The 20,167-nt window shown below is 68.9% G+C and carries 18 protein-coding genes and 1 pseudogene; 6 read left to right on the plus strand and 13 right to left on the minus strand.

Annotation, left to right across the window (positions count from 1 at the left end):
• Window positions 1-18: 18 nt before the first annotated feature.
• The 8 genes from GA0115240_RS16565 to GA0115240_RS16600 form a co-directional block, all read right to left on the minus strand.
• Window positions 19-1,206, minus strand: coding sequence for a twin-arginine translocation signal domain-containing protein (locus GA0115240_RS16565; RefSeq protein WP_093737433.1), 1,188 nt, complete (start codon window positions 1,204-1,206; stop codon window positions 19-21).
• A 183-nt stretch (window positions 1,207-1,389) separates the two neighbouring features.
• Window positions 1,390-2,184, minus strand: coding sequence for a YoaK family protein (locus tag GA0115240_RS16570; protein ID WP_093737434.1), 795 nt, complete (start codon window positions 2,182-2,184; stop codon window positions 1,390-1,392).
• Window positions 2,181-3,014: an alpha/beta hydrolase gene (locus GA0115240_RS16575; RefSeq protein WP_161302262.1), complete on the minus strand. Its 834-nt coding sequence runs from the start codon at window positions 3,012-3,014 to the stop codon at window positions 2,181-2,183. Before GA0115240_RS16575 ends, GA0115240_RS16570 begins: the two co-directional genes overlap by 4 nt.
• Window positions 3,015-3,047: 33 nt before the next feature.
• A complete protein-coding gene (locus GA0115240_RS16580) occupies window positions 3,048-4,820 on the minus strand; it encodes an ABC transporter permease (RefSeq protein WP_093737436.1) in 1,773 nt (590 codons plus the stop codon).
• Window positions 4,817-5,914 (minus strand): ABC transporter ATP-binding protein, encoded by a 1,098-nt coding sequence (locus tag GA0115240_RS16585; protein ID WP_093737437.1) that lies wholly within the window; start codon window positions 5,912-5,914, stop codon window positions 4,817-4,819. Before GA0115240_RS16585 ends, GA0115240_RS16580 begins: the two co-directional genes overlap by 4 nt.
• A gap of 10 nt (window positions 5,915-5,924) precedes the next feature.
• Window positions 5,925-6,974 (minus strand): ABC transporter substrate-binding protein, encoded by a 1,050-nt coding sequence (locus tag GA0115240_RS16590; RefSeq protein ID WP_161302264.1) that lies wholly within the window; start codon window positions 6,972-6,974, stop codon window positions 5,925-5,927.
• Window positions 6,975-6,998: 24 nt separating this feature from the next.
• A complete protein-coding gene (locus GA0115240_RS16595) occupies window positions 6,999-7,856 on the minus strand; it encodes a hypothetical protein (protein ID WP_093737439.1) in 858 nt (285 codons plus the stop codon).
• A gap of 35 nt (window positions 7,857-7,891) precedes the next feature.
• Window positions 7,892-8,848, minus strand: a complete 957-nt coding sequence (locus GA0115240_RS16600; RefSeq protein WP_093737440.1) for a peptidyl-alpha-hydroxyglycine alpha-amidating lyase family protein — start codon at window positions 8,846-8,848, stop codon at window positions 7,892-7,894.
• 176 nt (window positions 8,849-9,024) lie between these two features.
• Between GA0115240_RS16600 and GA0115240_RS16605 the strand changes: the two genes are divergently transcribed.
• Window positions 9,025-9,723, plus strand: coding sequence for a GntR family transcriptional regulator (locus GA0115240_RS16605; RefSeq protein WP_093737441.1), 699 nt, complete (start codon window positions 9,025-9,027; stop codon window positions 9,721-9,723).
• Window positions 9,724-9,797: 74 nt separating this feature from the next.
• Here GA0115240_RS16605 and GA0115240_RS16610 read toward each other — a convergent pair whose 3' ends face one another.
• Entirely contained in the window at window positions 9,798-10,673 is an 876-nt protein-coding gene (locus GA0115240_RS16610) for an NAD(P)-dependent oxidoreductase (RefSeq protein ID WP_093737442.1), read from the minus strand.
• 4 nt (window positions 10,674-10,677) lie between these two features.
• Complete coding sequence (locus GA0115240_RS16615; RefSeq protein WP_093737443.1) at window positions 10,678-11,565, minus strand: hydroxypyruvate isomerase family protein; 888 nt, start codon at window positions 11,563-11,565, stop codon at window positions 10,678-10,680.
• A gap of 284 nt (window positions 11,566-11,849) precedes the next feature.
• Between GA0115240_RS16615 and GA0115240_RS16620 the strand changes: the two genes are divergently transcribed.
• From GA0115240_RS16620 to GA0115240_RS16630, 3 genes are all read left to right on the plus strand, one after another.
• Window positions 11,850-13,520, plus strand: a complete 1,671-nt coding sequence (locus tag GA0115240_RS16620) for a cytochrome bc1 complex cytochrome b subunit (protein WP_256069840.1) — start codon at window positions 11,850-11,852, stop codon at window positions 13,518-13,520.
• A gap of 64 nt (window positions 13,521-13,584) precedes the next feature.
• Window positions 13,585-14,076 carry a methyltransferase domain-containing protein gene (locus GA0115240_RS16625; RefSeq protein ID WP_093737445.1) on the plus strand — a complete coding sequence of 164 codons (492 nt, stop codon included), beginning with the start codon at window positions 13,585-13,587 and terminating at the stop codon, window positions 14,074-14,076.
• Between the two features lie 404 nt (window positions 14,077-14,480).
• The gene (locus tag GA0115240_RS16630; RefSeq protein WP_093737446.1) at window positions 14,481-16,223 is read left to right on the plus strand and encodes a glycoside hydrolase family 130 protein; all 1,743 of its coding nucleotides are present in this window, start codon (window positions 14,481-14,483) and stop codon (window positions 16,221-16,223) included.
• A 156-nt stretch (window positions 16,224-16,379) separates the two neighbouring features.
• Here GA0115240_RS16630 and GA0115240_RS38245 read toward each other — a convergent pair whose 3' ends face one another.
• The 3 genes and pseudogenes from GA0115240_RS38245 to GA0115240_RS16640 all read right to left on the minus strand — a co-directional run bounded on the left by GA0115240_RS38245 (window position 16,380) and on the right by GA0115240_RS16640 (window position 17,775).
• Window positions 16,380-16,508, minus strand: a complete 129-nt coding sequence (locus tag GA0115240_RS38245) for a hypothetical protein (RefSeq protein ID WP_256069841.1) — start codon at window positions 16,506-16,508, stop codon at window positions 16,380-16,382.
• A gap of 161 nt (window positions 16,509-16,669) precedes the next feature.
• Window positions 16,670-16,867: pseudogene (locus GA0115240_RS16635) on the minus strand (ALF repeat-containing protein); the annotation flags it as partial.
• A 413-nt stretch (window positions 16,868-17,280) separates the two neighbouring features.
• Window positions 17,281-17,775, minus strand: coding sequence for an SRPBCC family protein (locus GA0115240_RS16640; RefSeq protein WP_161302266.1), 495 nt, complete (start codon window positions 17,773-17,775; stop codon window positions 17,281-17,283).
• A gap of 310 nt (window positions 17,776-18,085) precedes the next feature.
• Here GA0115240_RS16640 and GA0115240_RS16645 point away from each other — a divergent pair, with 310 nt between their 5' ends.
• Together GA0115240_RS16645 and GA0115240_RS16650 are read left to right on the plus strand one after the other, a co-directional pair.
• Complete coding sequence (locus GA0115240_RS16645; protein ID WP_256069842.1) at window positions 18,086-18,970, plus strand: SDR family oxidoreductase; 885 nt, start codon at window positions 18,086-18,088, stop codon at window positions 18,968-18,970.
• Between the two features lie 114 nt (window positions 18,971-19,084).
• A complete protein-coding gene (locus GA0115240_RS16650) occupies window positions 19,085-20,146 on the plus strand; it encodes a type III polyketide synthase (RefSeq protein ID WP_093737450.1) in 1,062 nt (353 codons plus the stop codon).
• Window positions 20,147-20,167: the final 21 nt, after the last annotated feature.

The raw sequence follows: 20,167 nt of genomic DNA on the forward strand, positions 1-20,167 counted from the left end.
GATCCGCGTCGTGGCCTGTCAGCCCGCCGTGCGCCCGGAACCGCGCCGGACCTTCACCGGCGCCGACTCGACGGTCGTCGACGTACCGTCGGCCCAGGTACCGGTCACCTCGACGGTCACCTTGTCCCCGAGGTACTTGCTGAGGAGGTCGAACCGGTGCCCGGTGGCGTGCGCCAACGGCGTGCCGTCGAGGAGCCACTGGTAGCTGAACTTCGCAGCTGGGGTCCACTTGCCTGGGTTCGCCGTCAGGAAGCTGCCGACCTCGGGCGTGCCCTTGATCACCGGCTTGCCCGGCGTCTGCAGCAGATAGTGGTAGAAGGTGACGTTGCCGGGAGCGTTCGGATCGGGCTGCTCCCGGTTGAGGATATTGAGGGTCAGACCGTCTCGTGTCTCCAGGAACGCCAGGCCCTCGACCTCTTGGGGGTAGGGGACGGTGAGGTTGAAGAGCACCTGGACTTCGCCGGTCTTCAGGTCGGCGCGGGCAATGGTCTGCTCCGCGTCGTTGCAGGAGAAGTACATCCAGCCCTGGTGGACTTTGCCGCCCTGGGCTTCGTTGATCGGCTGGGAGATCGAGATGTACTTCTTGAAGGTGAAGTCGGACAGGCTGTAGACGGCGATCTGGGTGGCGTCCGCGTAGGCCATGCCGTAGGCGAGGCCCTTCTCGGCATCGACGGCCACCCAGCTCGCGATGTCGTGCACGCCGTGCGCGTCCAGGGCGGTGGCGCGGCCGGTGAAGGTCAGATCCCCGGCGTTGTAGAGGGCGAACACCGGTGTGTTGTATTCGTAGGGGTATTCATGGGGACTACCGGGGTCGGATGCGCTGCTGTCGAGCGGGATGTAGAGGTGGCCGTTTGCGTAGTCCAAGTCACCGATGTGGTTCAGGCCTTTTGAGGAAAGCTGAGAGGGGTCGGCCAGTTCGGCTGGAATCGCCGGCGAGGTCTTGAGGACGGTGTTGTATTTCATGTCGGTGATCTCCAGCCCGTTGCTGCTGGAGAAGTACCAGTGGCTGCCGTCGGTGGTGACGCCCTGGCCGCGCGAGCTCCCGGCGTCGCCGGTGAAGACGTCCTTGCCGATCAACTGCCATGTCTCGACATCCGATGCGGCCTTGGGTGCCGCTTGTGCCGGTCCCGCCGTCGCGGGTATCGCCACGGCCGCGCCGGCCAGGGCGAGTCCGCCGATGAAATTCCTTCTCGTCAAAGCTTCCATGCTGGCTCCATTTGGTGCGCAGGCGGACGAATCACGTGTGCAGAGTCGGCTGCAAACGCTAGTCGGGCGAGTTTGCGCCACTGCGGCGGAAGCATGACTGCATGATGAACGGAGTTTTCCCGGGGAGTCGGTCGGTGCCGAACGTCTGTGGGGGATTACGGGCCGCCCCGTGGTGACGGGTGATCACGTCGAAGTGTCCGCAGCCGCCGCCGGAGACGCACGCCCGGTCTGCGAAGGCGCCGACGGAGCCGTCCGGTGCAGCCGGGCTCTGGCCACGATCAGGATCACGGCGAGTATCACCAGCGGCGGCACCGCCGCCAGGACCGGCACCTCCTTGGAGAGCACACCGCCGAGCGCGGCACCGACCGGCAGCGCGAGCAGCACCAGGGCCGGACGGCCGGTGCCCGCGAAGTTGCGGTGCGCCACCGCACGGGCCACCGACGTGAGGGTACCTGTGAGGAATGTCGAGGACAGCCCGGAGAGGTTGAGCCGCATGACCGCGCTGCTCTGGGTACCCATGGCGAGCGTGGCCACCACCAGCAGCACGGTGCGTTCGACGGATCCGACATGCGCGTCCTGACACCACCAGGTGATGTTTAAGCCGAGAAGCAGCATGAACTCGGCGAGCAACGCCGCCGTGACCTGAAGGGGCCAGATCGGATCGTCGTCGCGGGCCACCCCCGACAGCCTTCCTCCGGCCATCACACCGACGACGTAGGCGATCACCGCGACGGCCGCGTGCTGCAGCCCGGACAGGTCGCTGCGCCCGACGGACAATCCCATCAGGACCATGTTGCCGGTCATGACGCTGGTGAAGACCCCACCGAGTCGGGTGAACGCGATGACGTCGGTCATGCCGGTGACCACCGTCAGCGAGACGATCAGTCCGATCCGCAGCCGAACCTGATCGGTCGCCCGGCCGACGCTGCCGAGGGTCGCGATCGCAGCCGACGCACCGGTTCGTCCGCGGACCGTCACTGAGCATCACCGAAGCCCTGAAGGAACCGGGTCATCCGGCGGCCGGCGTCGCCGGCCGCCGCCGAATCCGGGTGCTTGCGCAAGAACCCATGCGGGGCGCTGTCGTAGACCGCGAGTTCGGCGCTCCCGCCGCGCCGGCGGTACGCCGCGACGAACCTGTCCGCCATATCGGGAGTGAGGTTCTGGTCGTCGCGGCCCTGAATGGCCAGGATCGGCGGCAGAACGGCCGACTCGCCGCGCTCCAGGATCCGCTGCGGGCTGCCTTCGTCCATGTCGCCCTCGCTCGGCCAGTAGGCCGCGTGCCCGGCCAGCAAGGCCGACTTCGCCTCCCGCCGGGCCATGCGGTAGCGCTCCAGCGGATCCAGCACGGCGTAGCACAGGGCGGCGAACGCCAGACTCGCGTCGAAGTCCGCCGGGTCCGGGTCGCGGTAGCGCGGATCGCGCGGGCGCATCGCGGCGAGCATCAACTGGTGGCCGCCGCTGGAGAAGCCGAGGCCGCCGACGAGCCCGGGGGCCGTCTTCGCCTGGTCGGCATGCCGCTTCAGCCAGCTGATCGCGGACCCCACGTCGCTGACCGGAGCCGGGTACCGAGCGGTCGGCGGCATCCTGAAGTCGATCGCCAGTACCGTCACCCCGTTCGCCGCGAGTTCGCGCACGGTCGCCTCATTGCTGAATCGCGAACCGCCGACCCAGGTGCCGCCGTGCACGTACACCGCGGCCGGGAACGGGCCGTCCGCCCGTGGGGTGTACAGCGTCGCCGGCAGGTCCGCACCGGGGACCGTGCGGTAGACGAGTTCGGTCACCGTGACCGCTTCGCCGGGTGCGGGCATGATCGCCTCCACTTCCATCGGGATACGCCGGTCTCACGCGGCGGAACGAGAGCCGGCGTTCGTGCCCGATCCGCGCAGCGCGGCGGCGATGACCATCGTGAGGACCGTCATCATCACGCTGAGGGCACTGGCACTCTGCACGAAGCCGAGCTGGTACCGGTTCCAGATGAGGGTCGCCATCACGTCGTTCCCCGGTGAGGAGAGCAGCAGCGGCAAGGTGAGGTTCTGGATACTGACCAGGAAGACGATCAGGAAGCCGTTGGAGGCCACCGACCGCAGCAGCGGAATCAGTACCCGCATCCAGATGTGCCGCACCGCGCCGCCGGAGACCGCCGCCGCCTCCTCCAGGCTGACATGCACCTGGGCCATGCCGGGATTGGTGATCCGGGTGCCCAGCGACATGTACTTGGTGATCATCGCGATCACCATGATCCAGATCGTGCCGTATACGCCCACCGGGAGGATCAGGTACACCAGCAGCACGGCCAGCCCGATGACAATGCTGGGAATCATGTGCGGGAAGAACATCAGGAAGTCCAGCCAGCCGGCCGCCCGGTTGCGCGCTCGCACCACCAGCCAGCTCGACAGCAACGACAGCACCATCGTGCCGGCCGCGGCGCACAGCCCGAGGACAATCGTGTTCACCACCGTCGACGTCAGGGTCGAGGAGCCGAACAGGTTGCTGTAGGCGGTCCAGTTGCTGCGGTGGAAGGCCTTGCTGTTCAGGCCGGAGTAGTACGGCTGGATGCTCGACCAGAAGAGCATCAGCAGCGGCAGCACCAACACGATCACGATGTAGAGCAGCGCGATGCCCAAGGTGGGATAGCGCATCCGGCCGAGCTGGATGGGCCGCGGGCGGTAGCCCTTGCCGGTCACCGTGGCGAACCTGCTGGAGCGGCGGATCAGCCGTTGGTAGAGGATCAGCGGCACGAGCGAGAGCACGACGAGCAGCAGGCCGTACGAGCTGGCCAAGCCGTAGTCGGGCAGTCCGCTGGGCGGCTGAACGGTCAGGAACACCTGGGTGCTCAACACCGAGACGTGGCCCGGCAGTCCGAGCACCAGCGGGATGTCCACCCACTCGATGATGTTCACGAAGTTGTAGATCATCGCGCCGAGCAGCGCCGGGGCGAGCATCGGCAAGGTGATGCGGAACAGCGTGGTCCGCATCGGCGCGCCACTGGCCGCCGCGGCGTCCTCCAGCGATCCGTTCATGCCCCGGAACGCGGCCCCGATGAGCAGGAACATCAGCGGGACCAGCTGCACCCCCTGCACGAAGATCATTCCGGGCAGCGAGAGCACATCGAACCGGAAGCCGAACACCGCGTGCAGAACCTGATTGACCGCCCCGTTGTTCGGGTTGAGCAGCAGACTCCAGGAGATCGCGAAGATCAGGCCGGGAATGCCGGAACTCGCGACGACGAGCACGTACAGCGTCCGCCGCATCGGGATGTTGGTCCGTTCGACCAGCCAGGCGAAGGCGATGCTGAAGAAGCTGGCAATGAGCAGCGAGCCCAGCGCGTATTCCACGGTGGTGAGCAGCAGGTGCCAGGTCTGGCTCGCGCCCAGCACACTCGTGACATTGCTCAGCGTCCAGGTACTGCCCGAGGACAGGGGCAGCGCGAGCGAGGTGTCCTGGAAGGAGCTGGCCAGCAGGATGACCAGCGGCCCGAAGACCAGGTACACGACGACGAGGCTGACCACGACGGCCAGCAGCACGCGGGCGGTGGGCCGTCGGCGGGCCGGCAGCGGCGGCGGTGATGCCGCGACGCGCGACGGAGGCGGCGCGGCGTCCAGCAGATCGGTCATGCGACCACGACACAGCGGCGCGGATCCAGCGCGACGTAGACGCTGTCGTCGGCGGCGTAGCTGCGCCCGCCGACCGGTACCTGCGCCCGCAGCAGCACGCCGCCGGCCTCCAGGTGCAGGTCCATCGCCCCACCGAGGTAGAGCACGTTGCGGACCTTGGCGGGGAAGACGTTGTCGGTCGAGTCCGGTGGTCTGTCATGGACCGCTACGTCCTCGGGCCGGATGGCCATCGACACCGCGCCGCCCACGGCATGTCGGTGGTGCGAGACGGCGCTGACCGGGCCGAGAGAGGTCTCCACCAGCAGTCCGGTGTCGCCGCGAAGTTCGAGCACCGTCGCGTCGTAGAAGGTGCCCGACCCGACGAACTCGGCGGCGAACTTGTTGGCGGGGCGCTCGTACAGCTCGCGCGGGGTGGCGATCTGGACGACTTCGCCGTCCTTCATCAGTGCGATCCGGGTCGCCATGGACAGCGCCTCGACCTGGTCGTGGGTGACCAGCACGGTGGTGATCCGGACTTCCTGCTGGATCTGGCGCAGCTCGCCGCGCATCCGTTCCCGCAGGGCGGCGTCGAGGTTGGACAGGGGTTCGTCCAGCAGGAGCACCGCGGGCTTGCGCACCAACGCGCGGGCCAGTGACAGCCGTTGCTGCTGCCCGCCGGACAGCTGCGTCCCCGCCCGGTCGGCCAGGTGGTCCAGGCCGACCATCGCCAACGCCTCCTCGACCATCGGGCGGACGTTCTTGCGCGGGGTCCGGCCGATGGTGAGCGGGAAGGCCACATTCTGATACACGGTCATGTGCGGCCATACCGCGTAGTCCTGGAAGACCATCCCGATGTCGCGGCGGTGCGTGGGCACCGAGCGCTTGCCCTCCACGACCGGGTCGCCGTTGAGGCGGATGGTGCCTGACGAGGGCCGCTCCAGGCCCGCTATGCAGCGCAGCGTCGTCGTCTTACCGCAGCCGCTGGGTCCCAGGAGCGCGAAGAACTCGCCCTCCCCGACCTCGAAGGAGACGTCGTGCACGGCGAAGCCCGCACCGGACTGGGGACCGCCGGGGTAACGATGGTTGAGATCAACTACCTGAACGACGCTGTTCATGGGCATCCGTTCACTTGCTCTGGTCGGCGATATCCGTGGAGAACTTCGCGGCGGCGTCACCGTCCGCCGCGGTCGTCAGGGCAGCGACCGAGGCCGAGGCGGCGATGCCGGTGGGCCGGGTGCTGTTGGGCTTGCTCTCGATCGCCACCCGCTGGGCGGTGCCCTGCGGTCCGGCCCACCAGGACATGAAGCAGGCGGCCGCGTTGGCGTGCGGCGAGTTCTTGGTGATGTAGGCGTAGTAGTCGAGCGTCGGCACCACGTCGAGGTACTTGATCGCGATCGGCGCCCCGGAGGCGTGCAGTTGCGTCACGTTGTCGACCGTCGCGCTGGTGGACAGCTCCGCCTGCCCGGACGCGACCTGCTGGAGGCTCGCGGTACTGCCCTGGAGCGCGACGGGCTTGTCCTCGGCCAGGAACTTCTTCAGCCAGCTGTCGGCCTTGTCGTAGCCCCAGGCCACGCCGAGTCCCTGCAGGTAGTCACCGCGGGGGTCGTAGATGACCTGGCCCTTCCACCGGGAGTTGGCCAACTCGTCCCAGGTCGAGGGCAGGTCCGAAGCCTTGACCTTGTCGGTGTTGTACGCCAGACCGATCGGCAGCCGGTAGGTGCGCACGCCCTGAACCGCCCCGCCGCCGGCCAGTTGGGAGGCCGGCAGTCCGAACTTCGTCCAGTCGACGTTCTGGACCAGATTCGCCGAGACCAGCGGAGCGAGGGAGGGCAGGTCCGCTTCGACGAGGTCGGCGCTCAGCGCATGGCCGGCCTGGGCCTCGGCACTGAGCTTGGGCGTGATGTCGGTGCCGTGGTAGACGCCCTGGACGATCTTGATCTTCGGATACTTCGCTTCGAACGGCGCGATCTCCTTCTTGAAGGTGTCCGGGTCGTAGGAAACCCAGTAGTTGACCGTGCCCTCAGCCGCGCCCTGTGTGCAGGCGGCCGACACCGAGTCGGCGAGCGGAGCGGCCGCGGCGGTGCTCTTGCCGGTGGACGAACCGCAGGCGGTCGCCGCGAACAGCGCGGCCACCGACACGGCAGCAGCAGTGAAACCTCTTCGACGTGCGCTCAACGTGATGCCTCCGATAGCGGTGGATCAGAAAGTGGGGAGCTTGACGTAGAACACGGTGGTTGCCTCGGTGGCGGTGAGGCCCACCGGTTCGTCCTCCTTCGACGACCCGAAAGCGGTCAGCGCCGGGTGCTTGTCCCCGTTGAGGTCGAGTTCGCCCCGCACGACGAAGGCGATCTCGTTCGACGGCTCCTGGCCGAACGCCAGGGTGGCGCCGGGCTCCAGCCGGGCGAACGCGATCTTCGTCAGCCGCTCGCTGAAGACCCCGAGCGACTTCCAGGCGACGCCGGGCGCGGCCGGGTCGTCGCGCCAGCCGAAGTTGTCCGGATTCATCAGGATGATGTCGGCGTAGCGGGACGGCGGGTACTCGATCGTGCGTCCGTTCATCTGCTCCCAGACGGCCTCGAACGCATCCTGGTTGTGATGGGTGCCGTTCTCGTCGACCCAGGAGAAGATGCCGTTCTTGAGCTCGCCGTCGGCGCGGGCCTTGAGGTCCTCCAGACCCTTCTTCCGCTGGGCGATGCTCGCGTAGCCCTGCCCGCTGGGGCCGCCGAACTGCAGGATCAGCATGGTCAGGGTGGGATTGATGTCCTGCGGGCCGTAGTAGGCGCTCTCCGGGAAATAGCCCACCCAGCCGGCCGGGAGGGTGCGGCGGCTGGCCACGGAGTACTCGCCGTCCAGCACGAAACGCACTTGCTCGAAGTTGTGGTGGTGGCGGGGGGTCGTCCACTGCGCGTCGTCGCCGCCGTAGGAGTAGCCGAGCCGGAAGTTGTCCGGCGCGTCCTCCTTCCCGGTGAGCAGGGTGCGGGAGATGCGGGTGCCGGTCCGGAGATTTCCGGCCTGGTCGTAGTAGTTGGGTGCTGCCTCGGGATGTCCTGTCTGCATGTCAGTCCGTCTCTCGTCCATGGGTCCGGCGCCGTTCAGGCACCGATCCGTTCGAGTTTCTGCAGGCAACGCAGCGGTTGGGGCAGGGGCTCGCCCGGAAACAGCTGCGGCCACGCCGTCTCGCCGACCTCGGCGACATAGAGATCGCCACGGGAGTCGCAGGCCATCGCGTGCGGCGACAGGAACTGGCCGGGGCCGACTCCGGCCGTGTCCGTGCCGATCCGGGCCAGTAGCTCGCCCGTGTCGCTCAGAACGCTGAGCCGGGGGCCCAGGTTGGGCGCGCCACGGCTGAACCGCATGACCGGGCCGAGTTCGCCGACCAGGAACACCGGATCCGGACCGGGCGTGCGGTACAGCGACGACGGACGGTGCAGGTTCCCCCACATCGTCTCGAAGCGGCCGTCGCCGTCGAAGACTTGGATGCGGTGGTTCTCCCGATCGGCGACGTAGACCCAGCCGTCCGGGTCGCAGACGATGTTGTGCGGCAGGTTGAACTCCCCCGGTCCCATGCCGGCCGTGCCCCAGGAGAGGACCAACTCGCCATCGGGCGCGTACTTGTGCACCCGGGCGTTTCCGTAGCCGTCCGTGACGTAGACGGCCCCGTCCGGGCCGACCGCCGTGTGCGTGCACCGATGGAACGGCCGGCCGCTGTGGAACGGGCTGGGGCCGTCGACCGGGCCCACGTGGCCCAGCAGTTGTCCGTCACGGGTGTAGTGGCTGACCCGGTGCGAACCGTCGTCCGTGCACCACAGGGTGCGGTCGGGCGCGACCGTCACCGAGTGCGGGTGGGTGAACTCGCCCTCGCCCCAGGTGCGTAGCAGTCCGCCGTCGGCGTTCAGCACGGCCATCGGGTGCGTGCTGCGGGAGAACACGAAGATCTCGTCACCGTCGACCGCCACCCCGGCGACGTCGCCCACGCCCCAGTCGGCGGGCAGGTCACCCCAGCCGGGGACGACGCGGTAGGCGTAGCGACCCTGTCCGACGACGGTCATCTGTGCCTCCCGGGTGGCTGAATATCGTTGACCCGCAGAACGTATAACGTATAATTTGACTGCACAAGGTTACTGCGACCACGACTTCTGGTTGAATCACAGCGATCAGCCCGCTGTGCACGCAGGCGCGAATCACCCGCTGCACGATGAACAGCGGCCGGCAAACAGGGAACTTGATGTCCGAGCGTGACCACGGCACCAGCAACGCGACCACGCCCACGAGGCCCGCGCGCCGACCGATCGAGCGGCCCGGTCCACTGCGGCAACTGGTCTTCGACGCGATCGCCGAAATGATCATCAATCAGGACCTTTCGCCCGGCGAACACCTCAACGAGGCCGACCTCGCCGCAAACCTCGGCGTCAGCCGGCAGCCGGTGCGCGAGGCTCTGCAGCAACTGCAGTCCGAGGGCTGGGTGAACCTACGGCCCGGTCAGGGTGCCTTCGTGCACCAGCCGACCGAGGAGGAGACCGACCAGCTGCTGGGTGTGCGGGTGATCCTCGAAGCCGAATCGGCGCGGCTGGCGGCGCTGGCACGCACCGATGCCGATGTCGCCAAACTCTGGCTGCTCTGGCAGGCCGGCAAAGACGCGGTCGCATCCCACGAGCGCAGCCGGATGGTCGCGGCCAACGCCGAACTGCACGCCTGCATCATGGCCGTTGGCGGCAACGCCGTGCTGGCCGAACTCGGCCGCACGGTCGACCGGCGGGTGCGCTGGCACTACACGCCGCTCGCCGTGGTGCGCGGCGACGACGCCTGGGAGGAGCACGCCGACCTCATCCGCGCCATCGAGGCCGGGGCGGCCGACGAAGCTGCCGCGATCATGCGGGAGCACACCGAGCGCACCCGGAAGATCGCGCACCCGAACGGATCCTGACCGAGCACCGGGCCCGGGGCGGCGGGCAGTTCGGGCCCCCGGGACGAGCCGAGCCGGTGCCGTGGCCAGAACAGTCACCTCGTGCCGGATGCCTCCTCGACCTGCAGCAGCAGCGCTGAATGGTCGAGACCGCCATGGCCCTGAGCGCGCAGCGAGGCCATCAACTGCGCCACCCGCTCGCCCAGCGGAATGGCCACCGCGGCTTCGCGCGCGGCCGCCAGCACGATGCCCATGTCCTTGTGGTGCAGATCGACACGGAAGCCCGGCGCGAAGTGGCGATCGATCATTGCCGCACCCTTGCGGTCCAGGATCGCGTTTCCGGCCAGCCCGCCCGCGAGGACCGTGAAGGCGGCCCGGGGGTCGACCCCGTACGCCTCCACGAGGACCAGGGCCTCGGCGACCAGCTCGATCGTGCCGGCGACGATCAACTGGTTGGCCGCCTTTACGGTCTGTCCGGACCCCGCCGGCCCCACGTGCACGATCGTCTTGCCGACGATCTCCAGATAGGGCGTGGCCCGCGCCACCGCGTCCGGCTCACCGCCCACCATGATCGAGAGCGTGCCCTCGATCGCCCCGGACTCGCCCCCGCTGACCGGGGCGTCGACGACCTGCACACCGCTGGCCGCGCCGGCCACGGCCAGGGCCCGGGCTGTGTCCGGGCGGATCGTCGAGCAGTCGATGTGCAGCGTCCCGGGGGCGACGTTGGCATAAATGCCCTCGGAGCCCAGGGCCACCGACTCGACGTCCGGGCTGTCCGGCACCATCGTGATCACGACGTCGGCGCCGGTGACCGCCTCCCGGACGTTCGCGGCACCCCGCCCGCCGCGCTCGACCAGCTTCTGGACGGCCTGGGCATTGGCCACGCCGACGACCTCGTGCCCGGCGTCAGCCAGGTGCCGGGCCATCGGGCCGCCCATGATGCCCATGCCGATGAAAGCGATCCTGGCCATCGGGTCAGCTCCTTGTCGTCGTGCTCTGGGCTGCGGTTTCCGGCATCGGCGCGGAGGGGTCCGGCGCGGTCGGACGCAGCGCGGGCGGATCCAGTGCGGTCGGGTCCAGTGCGGTCAGGTCCAGCGCCGCCAGGGCGGCTGCCGTGGTCGTGGCCGGGCTGAACTCCAGTGCGGCATAGCCGTCGTAACCACCGGCGGCCAGCGCGGCCAGGTGACCGGTGATGTCCAGCCCGCCGGTGCCGGGCTCGTGCCGCCCCGGGGAGTCGGCGATCTGGACGTGCCCGATGCGGTCGATGTCGCGGACGATCACCGCGGCCACGTCGTCGCCGTTGGTCGCGAGGTGGTAAAGATCGGCCAGCAGCCGGACGTTGTCCGCCGGCACCCGGTCGATGACGGCGAGCACGTCGGCCGTGGTACGCAAGGGATAGCGCGGCGCACCGCTGACCGGCTCGACCAGGACGGTCCCACCCAGCGGCTCGACCTGCCGGGCCGCGTAGGCCAGGTTCTCCACCGCGAGTTCGTCCTGGGCGGCGGCGTCCACCGCGTCGATCCGGTTGCCGTACAGCGCGTTGAACGCCCGGGTGCCGAGTCGGGCGGCGATGCCGGAGGCGACGGCCACGCTGTCGCGGAACTCCGCCTCGCGCCCGACCCAGGACACCAGCCCGCGATCACCACCCGGCATGTCGCCCGCGGCGAAGTTGAGACCGATCAGGTCGACGCCTGCGGATCCGACAGCGGAGACGAAGGCGTCGACATCGCCGTCGGCCGGGACCGAGACCGGGAACGGCCACCAGAACTCGATGTGCTGGAACCCGGCGGCCGCTGCGGCGGCCGGCCGTTCGAGGATCGGGATTTCCTGGAACAGGATCGAGCAGTTCAGCGCCCAGCGCATCAAGTCTCCCTCAGAACGGCGGTGTTCCTATAACGCATATCGTATAATACATACGGCCAGTGAAACCGGAAGAGCGCCGACGGTTGCTGTGATCAGGCTGTGGACACCGCTTCGGCAGCCGGGATCGTCGGTTGCGAGCGGCGGGAACCCGGCGATCTCGGCGTGGCTGCACGCGACGTGTCCCCGGGCGGACCCAAAATGACGGAAGGATTCCGGGCCTGCGCCCGCGACACCACCTCCACCGTGGTGCGATCCGTCCATCACGGCTTCAACGGGAGCAGGAAGTGCCCGACGCAGCGTCCGCGCCCGTCCCGGTCAGGTCTCCGGCTCCAGTTCCGGCTCCGGCCAGGGGACTCAAGGTCGCCGACTGGTTCGACGCGCGAACCGGAATGTACCGCTGGGCGAAGACCAACATGCGCAAGATCTTTCCGGACCACTGGTCTTTCATACTGGGTGAGATCTGCCTGTACAGCTTCGTCCTGCTCGTGCTGACCGGCCTGTATCTGACGCTCTTCTTCACTCCGTCGATGACCACGGTTGTCTACCACGGAAGCTACGGCCCGTTGCAGGGCGTCCGGATGTCCGAGGCGTACCAGTCGGCGCTGCACATCAGCCTCGATGTGCGGGGCGGCCTGTTGATGCGGCAGATGCACCACTGGGCGGCGCTGATCCTGGTGGCCGGCATTCTCACCCACATGATGCGGAGCTTCTTCTCGGGCGCGTTCCGCAGGCCCCGCGAGATCAACTGGCTGGTCGGCTTCACCCTGCTCCCACTGGCCATGTTCGAGGGACTGACGGGTTACGACCTGCCGGACGACCTGTTGTCGGGGACCGGGACCCGGGTCGTGCAGGGCGGAATCCTGTCGGTGCCGATCGTCGGCACCTACCTCTCGTCGTTCCTGTTCGGCAGCGAGTTCCCGGGCACTTCCTATGTGCCGCGCTTCAACGCGATCCACGTCCTGCTGTTCCCCGGCGCCATGTCGGTCATGCTCGCGGCTCATCTGGCGCTGCTCTTCTTCCACAAGCACGCCCAGTATCCCGGGCCCGGACGCACCAACAAGAACGTCGTCGGCTTTCCGCTGCTCTGGGTGCGGGCCGCCAAAGCGGGGGGATATTTCCTCCTCGTCTCCGGCACGGTCGCGCTGGTCGCCACGCTCGGCCAGATCAACCCCGTGTGGGCGTACGGACCTTACCGGCCCGACCAGGTGTCGGCCGGATCCCAGCCCGACTGGTACATGGCGTTCGCCGACGGTCTGGAACGCATCATGCCCGGCTGGGAGATCCGGCTGTGGGGGCACACCCTGGTTCTCGGCGTGCTGATCCCGCTGGTGGTCTTCGGCCTGGTTCTCGCCGTGATCGGCGCCTATCCGCTCTTCGAGGCCTGGGTGACCGGGGACGACGGCGACCACCATCTTCTCGACCGGCCACGCAACCGGCCGGTGCGGACCGGCTTCGGGGTGGCGTGGATCAGTCTTTACATCCTGCTGTTCGCCGGCGCCGGCAACGACATCATCGCCACCCGCTTCCGGGTCTCGGTCAATGTGGTGACCTGGGTGGTCCGGATCGGATTCTTCGTGCTGCCGCCCGCGGCCTTCGTCGCCGCCAAGCGGATCGCCCTCGGCCTGCAGCGCCGCGACCGCGACCGCGTCCTGCACGGGCGGGAGACCGGCGTGCTCAAGCGGCTGCCGAACGGCGGGGTCATCGAGGTGCACGCACTGCTCCCGCACGACAAGCTGCACACCCTGACTGCGCACGACCAGCCCGCACCGCTGACCGACCCCCCGCTGTCGCCGTCGTGGGCCGGCTCCCGGCTGCCGCCGCTGCTCAGGCGGCTGCGGGTCCGGCTGTCCCGCGCCATGTACGGCCCGCACGGCCGCGTCCCGAAACCCACCGCGCGCGAGTACCAGGAGCACCACCCCGCGCCACAGAAGGAGAAAACCGAATCGCCGTTGTGACGGCCATCAGTCCGGACCGCCGCCTGCGGCTCACCGGGGACCGAGTAGCTGATGGACTCGTGCCATGACGACCTTGCCGCGCCGCATCGGGCGCGCCCTCGAGCAGTTCCATGCCACCCGCCCCTGGGACCACAACGCCCACTACCACCGGTGGTTGCTGCGCCAGCTCCCCAGGCGTTTCACCACGGCTCTGGACATCGGATCAGGCAGCGGTGACCTCGCCAGACTCCTGGCCGCACGGGCCGGAGCAGTGCGCGGGATCGACGTCGATCCCGCGATCGTCGATCGCGCCCGGGAACTCACCGACCCTGCTGCCCCGGTCCCGGCGAACGTCGCGATGGCCTGGATCAGGAACAGGGGCCGCAAGGCGCCGCGACCATCCTCAATGACCGCTTCGACCCGACCGGCGACGACGACCTTTGACGACATCGTTCGCGACGCCCGCCAGGCGCTTCCCGGTGCACGGCTGCGCCGACGACTGTTCTGGCGCTACACGCTGGTCTGGCACCGGCAGGAGGACGTCGGCCCCACGACGCGGCCCGGGGCCCAGCAATAAAGGTCGGATGACCATGCGGACGCCGACCACACGGCATTGACGTCGCGCACCCGGACAATGCAGCCATTCGCACTGATCAGCGCCGTCGTCTTACGCCAATGCGCGAAGTCCGTTACGTGGCAGGGCAGTTGGTGCTTCGACGGCATCCCAAGATCCTTGCACAAAGGTAGGGTCTTTCGTCTTGACAGTACGCAACGACGGTGGAACCTTCTGCTTGGGATTCTGATAACGATGTCAGATTCCTACCGGAGCCCGGCGCCCGCCGGCACCCGACATGATCCCCGCGCCGCGCCCCCTTGCCCGCACCTGGGTCGGGAGCGCCTCGGCGGCCTACCCTCGCCGCCCTTCCACGTCGCAAGCCCTCATCCGACTCATGGTCCGAGTCCGAACCCGAGGAGCCTTTCATGCGCCGAGCGCGTGACAGCACCAGGAGAAGCAGCTTCCATCCGCTCCGTCCGCTGATCTCGTACCTCACCGGACGTGCGACACCGCCGAGAACGATCCGGATGCGCCGGTCGGTGCGCCGCCTGCTGGTGCGGGCCTTGGCGATCGCCGGTCTGCTGGCGGCCTCCCTGTTGACCTCCGGCGGGGCCGCGCACGCCGACTACACCGCCTCCAACCTGCCGGACTGGGCGATCGGCCCGTTCTCCCGCGCGACGCAGAACCCGGTGATGAGCCCGGAGGGCAGCGGCTGGGAATCCGCTGACGTGCTCAACCCCGGCGTGGTCTACCGCAACGGGGCCTTCCAGATGCTCTACCGCGCCCAGAACAGCTCAGGGGTGTCCCAGGTCGGCTACGCCTCCAGCACCAACGGGACCGCCTTCACCCGGTCCGCGAGCAACCCCGTCATTCCCAACACCGTGCAACCGTACGAGAGCGGCGGGGTGATGGACCCGCGGCTGTACGAACTGAACGGCACGTACTACAGCTTCGTGGCCGGCTACGACTGGTCCAAGAGCCCGCCGCAGACCATCATGGAGACGACCTCCACCGACATGGTCCACTGGACCACGGCGGTCCCGGTGGTGAACACCAACTACGATCCGTCGGTCGTCACGGACTCCAATGACACCCCCGTGCTGATGAACACCAAGTACGGCCCCAGGTACGTCATGTATTACGGCGACAGCGATCCCGCCAAGGGCCGCTTCGTGGCCTACTCCACCGACATGGTGCACTGGACCGACAACACGCCGTTCAACATGAACTTCCCGGCGAGCTACAATCCGTGGGAGATCTGCATAACGGTCACCAACTACCAGACGGTCCAGAACGGCCCGGTCAACCAGAACATCGTGATGTTCGTGGCCGGCACGCTGATGGCCCAGGGCAAGTGGTACTACGGGATCAGCGAGGTCGAGTTCTCCAGCAGCGACCCGACCCAGCAACTCGGCCAGCTCACCAACGCGGCACTGAGCCCGTCCGCACCTTATGAGCTCACCGGGCAGACCGCGAACACCGTGTTCATGAACTCGATCCTGTTCCACAACGGCCAGTGGTACATGTACTACGGCGCCGCCGACCATGTCATCGCCCTGGCGACATCGCCGCTGCGCGCCAGCAGCCAGGCACCGTTGGCCTCCACCGGCTTCGAGAACGGCCAACGGCTCCCCGACGCTGTCGACCAGGTCGACAACAGCGGCGGCCAAAGCGGCGGGATCAGCAACGTCGGCGGCTATCCCGGGTACGGACTGACCGGACCGGAAACCGGGTTGAGACAGGAGACGGCGCACACCGGAAGCACCGCCCTGCTGTACTCCGGCGCGGCGAACGGCGCGGCCGCCGACTACGCCTACACCAAGGTCTTCGACACCTCGGCCCATCCACCCACGATCGACGCCAACACCACACTGTCGTACTGGATCTATCCACAGAACTCGAACAACAGCACCTGCGTGGCGCTGGACATGATCTTCAGTGACGGCAGCGCACTGCGCAACCTCGGCGCGGTCGACCAGAACGGCAACCGATTGCACCCGGACGGTCAGTGCGGCCACCTCGCGCTGAACCAATGGAACCTGGTCACCGCCAAGATCGGCACCGTCGCCGCCGGCCGGACCCCGGTCCGCATCGACCTCGGTTACGACCAGCCCGGCGGCAACGGCGGGTACCGCGGCTACGTCGACGACATCAGTATCTCCGGCTGAGATCTGCGGCGAGCCGGAGCGGACGGCGGCGAACGGGCGGACGCGCGCACAGCCCGCGCGTGGACCGCACGCCGCGGGCGGGCCTGGCAGGATCGATCGGATCCCGTCAGGCCCGCTCCCGCGGGTGCATCATGTGTGGGCGACGCCGAAGCACTCCTACGCGCTGAGCATCCACCGCAGCAGGTCGGGGGTGGCCCAGGTGGCCAGGAACCACAGGGCGGCCGCCGCGCCAGCGGCCGCGGCGAACTGGCTGACCACGGCCCACCGGCTGTTGCCTTTTCTCATGAGACACCCCTGGTCGACACCATAGCGTTCGGGTCGAACGGTTCACCTGTCCTGGGATCAGCGGCCCGGATCTTCCCGGCCGCACGAGCGCTTCGCCCACCGGTTCAGCCGGCCGGCGGACCACTTCACCCAGGGGCGGGCCCGCGCCGGACAGCGCGAGGCTAGGAGGTCACCTCGTACTGGCCGTACTCCACGAAGTACCGCAGCGCCTCGGGTGTGCCGTCGTCGAGGGCCTGTTCCGCGGCCGTCCGGAGTGCCGGGCTGATGGTCGGATCGGCAAGGATACGGAAGACGGCGACGCGGTCGTCCTCGGTCTGGGCCGTCCAGCGGCCGGTCTCCAGGAAGTACCGCTGGTCCTCGATGGTGCCGTTCATCGCCGCCTGAGCGGCGGGTCCGGCCGGCGGCAGTGGCGCTGGTTCGGGCGCGGGATCACTTCGGGACCACCGGAGTACTGGGCCGCTTCCGGCTCACGCAGGAGCCCGCTCGGAGAGTGAGCCCGCGCCAGCGATGCCCTTTCGGGATGCGGTTGCTGCGGCCCAGCGGCGGATCGGGCGATCCGGCGCCGTCCTCCTGCCCGTGCGGCGAGGACCATCTCACGCGCTTCACCGGTGACCGGGACCCCTCCGGCTCGTCCGGATGAGAAGAGGTCCCGGACCGTCGCTCCGCGCCAAGCAGGTACGCCGGACGTACTCGGGGTCGGCTCGCACGAGCGCGGCGGCGGTGGAGCTACGGATGTCCCGGCGTCACCCCCGATCCTGGTCGGTCACCCCGGTCAAGGCCCCGGCTGGATCGGTGCGGGGGCGGGCGGTTCCCCGTGCTCCGCTGTGTGCTCGGCGTGCTCGGCGTACTGCTCGGCGTACGATGCGAGGCCCTGTGCGAAGCGTGTGACGAATCGTCGCATGTACCGGCGCAGCCACCATCCCGTGCCGGGAACGGCGGCCGTGAAGGACAGTTGCCAGCGGACGCGGCCCGGCCGGAAGGTTCCCGTGCCGCGGTAGTCGCGCACGGGCAGCCCGGACAGCAGACGGTAGCTGTAGCGGCTCGCGGGCACGCACTCGGTGACCTGCACGCGACTGGCGACCGGGCCCACGCGGAACACCCGGATCGCACCGACACCCTCGCGCTCCACGTCGCCCGGCCGCTCCAACGTGAAGGCGCGCACCCCGGCCCACACCGGCCAGGTGGCACCCTCGGTCACCAGCGCGTACACGGCATCCGGGCCGGCCGCTGTCGGCACGCTGACATCGACCGTCTGCCGACGTGGCACAGGCACTCCAGAGCGGGAGGGATGGACAGCGTGGCAAGGGCGGGGACGGCGGCACCGTGAGCGCCGCGCGGGGTACGCCCGCCTCGGCGGTGATCACTGCGGGTGATCCTAGGGAATCCATCGGCAGGTGGGATCGCGACACGGCGGACGGTGGGCGGACCTTCCGGCATCGGGGCGTCTCCTGCGCCCGGTCGGGCGATCATCCGGCGGAATCAGGTGCCCTTGCCCGGTCTGCGGTGTTATCAGATGCAAACTGGCCGAGGCGGATTCACCGCTGTCCGGCCTTCTGACCATGGGATGGGGAGTACGCGTGCACGGAGCGGTTGTGGTGACCGGGGCGACCGGTGGGATCGGGCGGGCGGTGGCCTTGCGGCTGGCCCGCAATGGCCTGCAGGTGGTGGGCACGGCGCGTGACGAGGCCAAGGCGTCGGCCCTGCGGAAGGAGTCCGAGCAGCGCGGCGGACGGTATCCGCTGCGTACCGTGCTGCTGGACGTGACGGACGAGACCTCCTGCAAGCAGGCACTGGAGGAAGCCCTGGACATCGGTGGCGGAACGCTGGGCGCGGTGGTGAACAACGCCGGGGTCGGCATGGGAGGGGCGATCGAGGACATCAGCGAGGCCGATGCCCGCGACGTACTGGAAGTGAATCTGCTCGGCCCGATGCGGATGGCGCGCCTGGCACTGCCGATGATGCGGCGTCAGGGCGGCGGCCGCATCGTGAACGTCTCCTCGCTGGCCGGGCGGGTGTCGATGCCGCTCATGGGCTGGTACTGCGCCTCCAAACACGGGCTGGAGGCGGCGAGCAACGCACTGCGGATGGAGAGCGCCCGGGACGGCGTCGAGGTCGTCGTCGTGCGGCCCGGCAGCTATGCCACCGATCTGTGGAACGGCGTCTTCGCCCGGATGGACTCCGCGGGCGGCTCGACCTACGCCGCGTGCTACCGCCTGGCCGACACGGCTCGTCCCTGGGTCGCCAAGCTCCCGGGCCCGGAGCCCGTGGCCCGCGCGGTGCAGCGCGCCCTGCTCGCCCCACGGCCCCGCGCCCACTACGCGGTGGGCGCCGACGCGCACGTGGGCCTCGTCCTCGACGGCCTGTCCCCCCGGCCGGTCGCCGACCTCAGCAAGCGGGTCATGTTCGGGCTGCGCCCCACCAGGGCCTTCCAACGGGTGACCGCCGCCCGCCCCGCCCGCTGAGGCCGTCCGCCCCGGCCGTCTCCCGCCGTGCGGGACGGTGCGAACGGCAGCTCCGGACACCCCCGGCTCCCGGTGAGGACCGGCACCCGGAACTACGTGAGGAGTTCTCCGCCCATGTCCACGATCCTTGCCGTCCACAAACTGCTGCCGCCGCATCGCTACACGCAAAAGGAGCTGGCCGACGCCTTCAGCGAGGAGCTGGAGGTCGAAGGCCCGATGCGCGAGCTGCTGTACCAGTTGTTCGAGGGAACCACCGTCCGCACCCGGCACCTGGCGCTGCCGATCCCCGAGTACCGCGAACTCAACTCCTTCCGTGACTCCAACAACCGGCACCAGCAGCTGGCCCTCGACTACACGGAACAGGCCGTCCGGTCGGCGCTGGACACCGCCCGGGTGGCGCCGCACGAGGTGGACATGCTCATCACCCAGTCGGTGACGGGCATCTCGGTTCCGCCGTTCGACATCGGCCTGATCGACCGCCTCGGCCTGCGCCGGGACGTCAAGCGCATGCCGCTGTTCGGCTTCGGCTGCGGGGGCGGCGGCGCGGCACTGGCCAGGCTGCACGACTATCTGCGGGCCTGGCCCGGACACACCGCCGTGCTGGTCTCCGCCGAACTGTGCTCGATGACCGTGCAGCGGGGTGTGCGCACCTCGGAGAACCTGCTCGGCGCGGCGCTGTGCGGCGACGCGGTGGCGTCGGTGGTGGCGTGCGGCGCGGACGCGGCGGTGGCCCGCGGTGTCGACGGGCCGCGGATCCAGGCGACGCGGTCCCATTTCTACCCGGACAGTACGCACATGGCCGGCTGGCGCATCGGTGAGAACGGCTTCGAGGTCGTCCTGCACCGCGGACTGCCGGACGAGTTCGCCAAGCACGTCGGGGGCGACGTCCAGGCGTTTCTCGGGGACCACGGTCTGACCACGGGCGAGATCACGGCCTGGCCCTGCCATCCCGGGGGGCCCAAGGTGCTCGACGGAGTGACCAAAGCCGTGGGTCTCGCCGACGACGCCCTCGACCGCAGCCGCAAGCACCTGGCCGAGTGCGGCAACTGTTCCTCCGCCTCGGTCCTGCACGTCCTGGCCGACTCGATCGCGGACCAGCCGCCGCGCGGGACGCCCGGGGTGCTGATGTCCTTCGGGCCCGGCCTGTTCAGCGAACTCGTACTGCTGCGCTGGTAGACCCGCCTCCCGTCCGGACCA

The organism is Streptomyces sp. DvalAA-14 (assembly GCF_900091855.1).
Taxonomy (GTDB): Bacteria; Actinomycetota; Actinomycetes; order Streptomycetales; family Streptomycetaceae; genus Actinacidiphila.

What these genes read in the sequence shown, in the direction of transcription:
- GA0115240_RS16595 (WP_093737439.1), bottom strand. Translation starts at nt 7,856, where the DNA reads ATGCAGACAGGACATCCCGAGGCAGCACCCAACTACTACGACCAGGCC.
- GA0115240_RS16605 (WP_093737441.1), top strand. Translation starts at nt 9,025, where the DNA reads ATGTCCGAGCGTGACCACGGCACCAGCAACGCGACCACGCCCACGAGG.
- GA0115240_RS38245 (WP_256069841.1), bottom strand. Translation starts at nt 16,508, where the DNA reads ATGAGAAAAGGCAACAGCCGGTGGGCCGTGGTCAGCCAGTTCGCCGCG.
- GA0115240_RS16625 (WP_093737445.1), top strand. Translation starts at nt 13,585, where the DNA reads ATGACGACCTTGCCGCGCCGCATCGGGCGCGCCCTCGAGCAGTTCCAT.
- GA0115240_RS16630 (WP_093737446.1), top strand. Translation starts at nt 14,481, where the DNA reads ATGCGCCGAGCGCGTGACAGCACCAGGAGAAGCAGCTTCCATCCGCTC.
- GA0115240_RS16615 (WP_093737443.1), bottom strand. Translation starts at nt 11,565, where the DNA reads ATGCGCTGGGCGCTGAACTGCTCGATCCTGTTCCAGGAAATCCCGATC.
- GA0115240_RS16565 (WP_093737433.1), bottom strand. Translation starts at nt 1,206, where the DNA reads ATGGAAGCTTTGACGAGAAGGAATTTCATCGGCGGACTCGCCCTGGCC.
- GA0115240_RS16580 (WP_093737436.1), bottom strand. Translation starts at nt 4,820, where the DNA reads ATGACCGATCTGCTGGACGCCGCGCCGCCTCCGTCGCGCGTCGCGGCA.
- GA0115240_RS16575 (WP_161302262.1), bottom strand. Translation starts at nt 3,014, where the DNA reads ATGCCCGCACCCGGCGAAGCGGTCACGGTGACCGAACTCGTCTACCGC.
- GA0115240_RS16600 (WP_093737440.1), bottom strand. Translation starts at nt 8,848, where the DNA reads ATGACCGTCGTCGGACAGGGTCGCTACGCCTACCGCGTCGTCCCCGGC.
- GA0115240_RS16585 (WP_093737437.1), bottom strand. Translation starts at nt 5,914, where the DNA reads ATGAACAGCGTCGTTCAGGTAGTTGATCTCAACCATCGTTACCCCGGC.
- GA0115240_RS16650 (WP_093737450.1), top strand. Translation starts at nt 19,085, where the DNA reads ATGTCCACGATCCTTGCCGTCCACAAACTGCTGCCGCCGCATCGCTAC.
- GA0115240_RS16610 (WP_093737442.1), bottom strand. Translation starts at nt 10,673, where the DNA reads ATGGCCAGGATCGCTTTCATCGGCATGGGCATCATGGGCGGCCCGATG.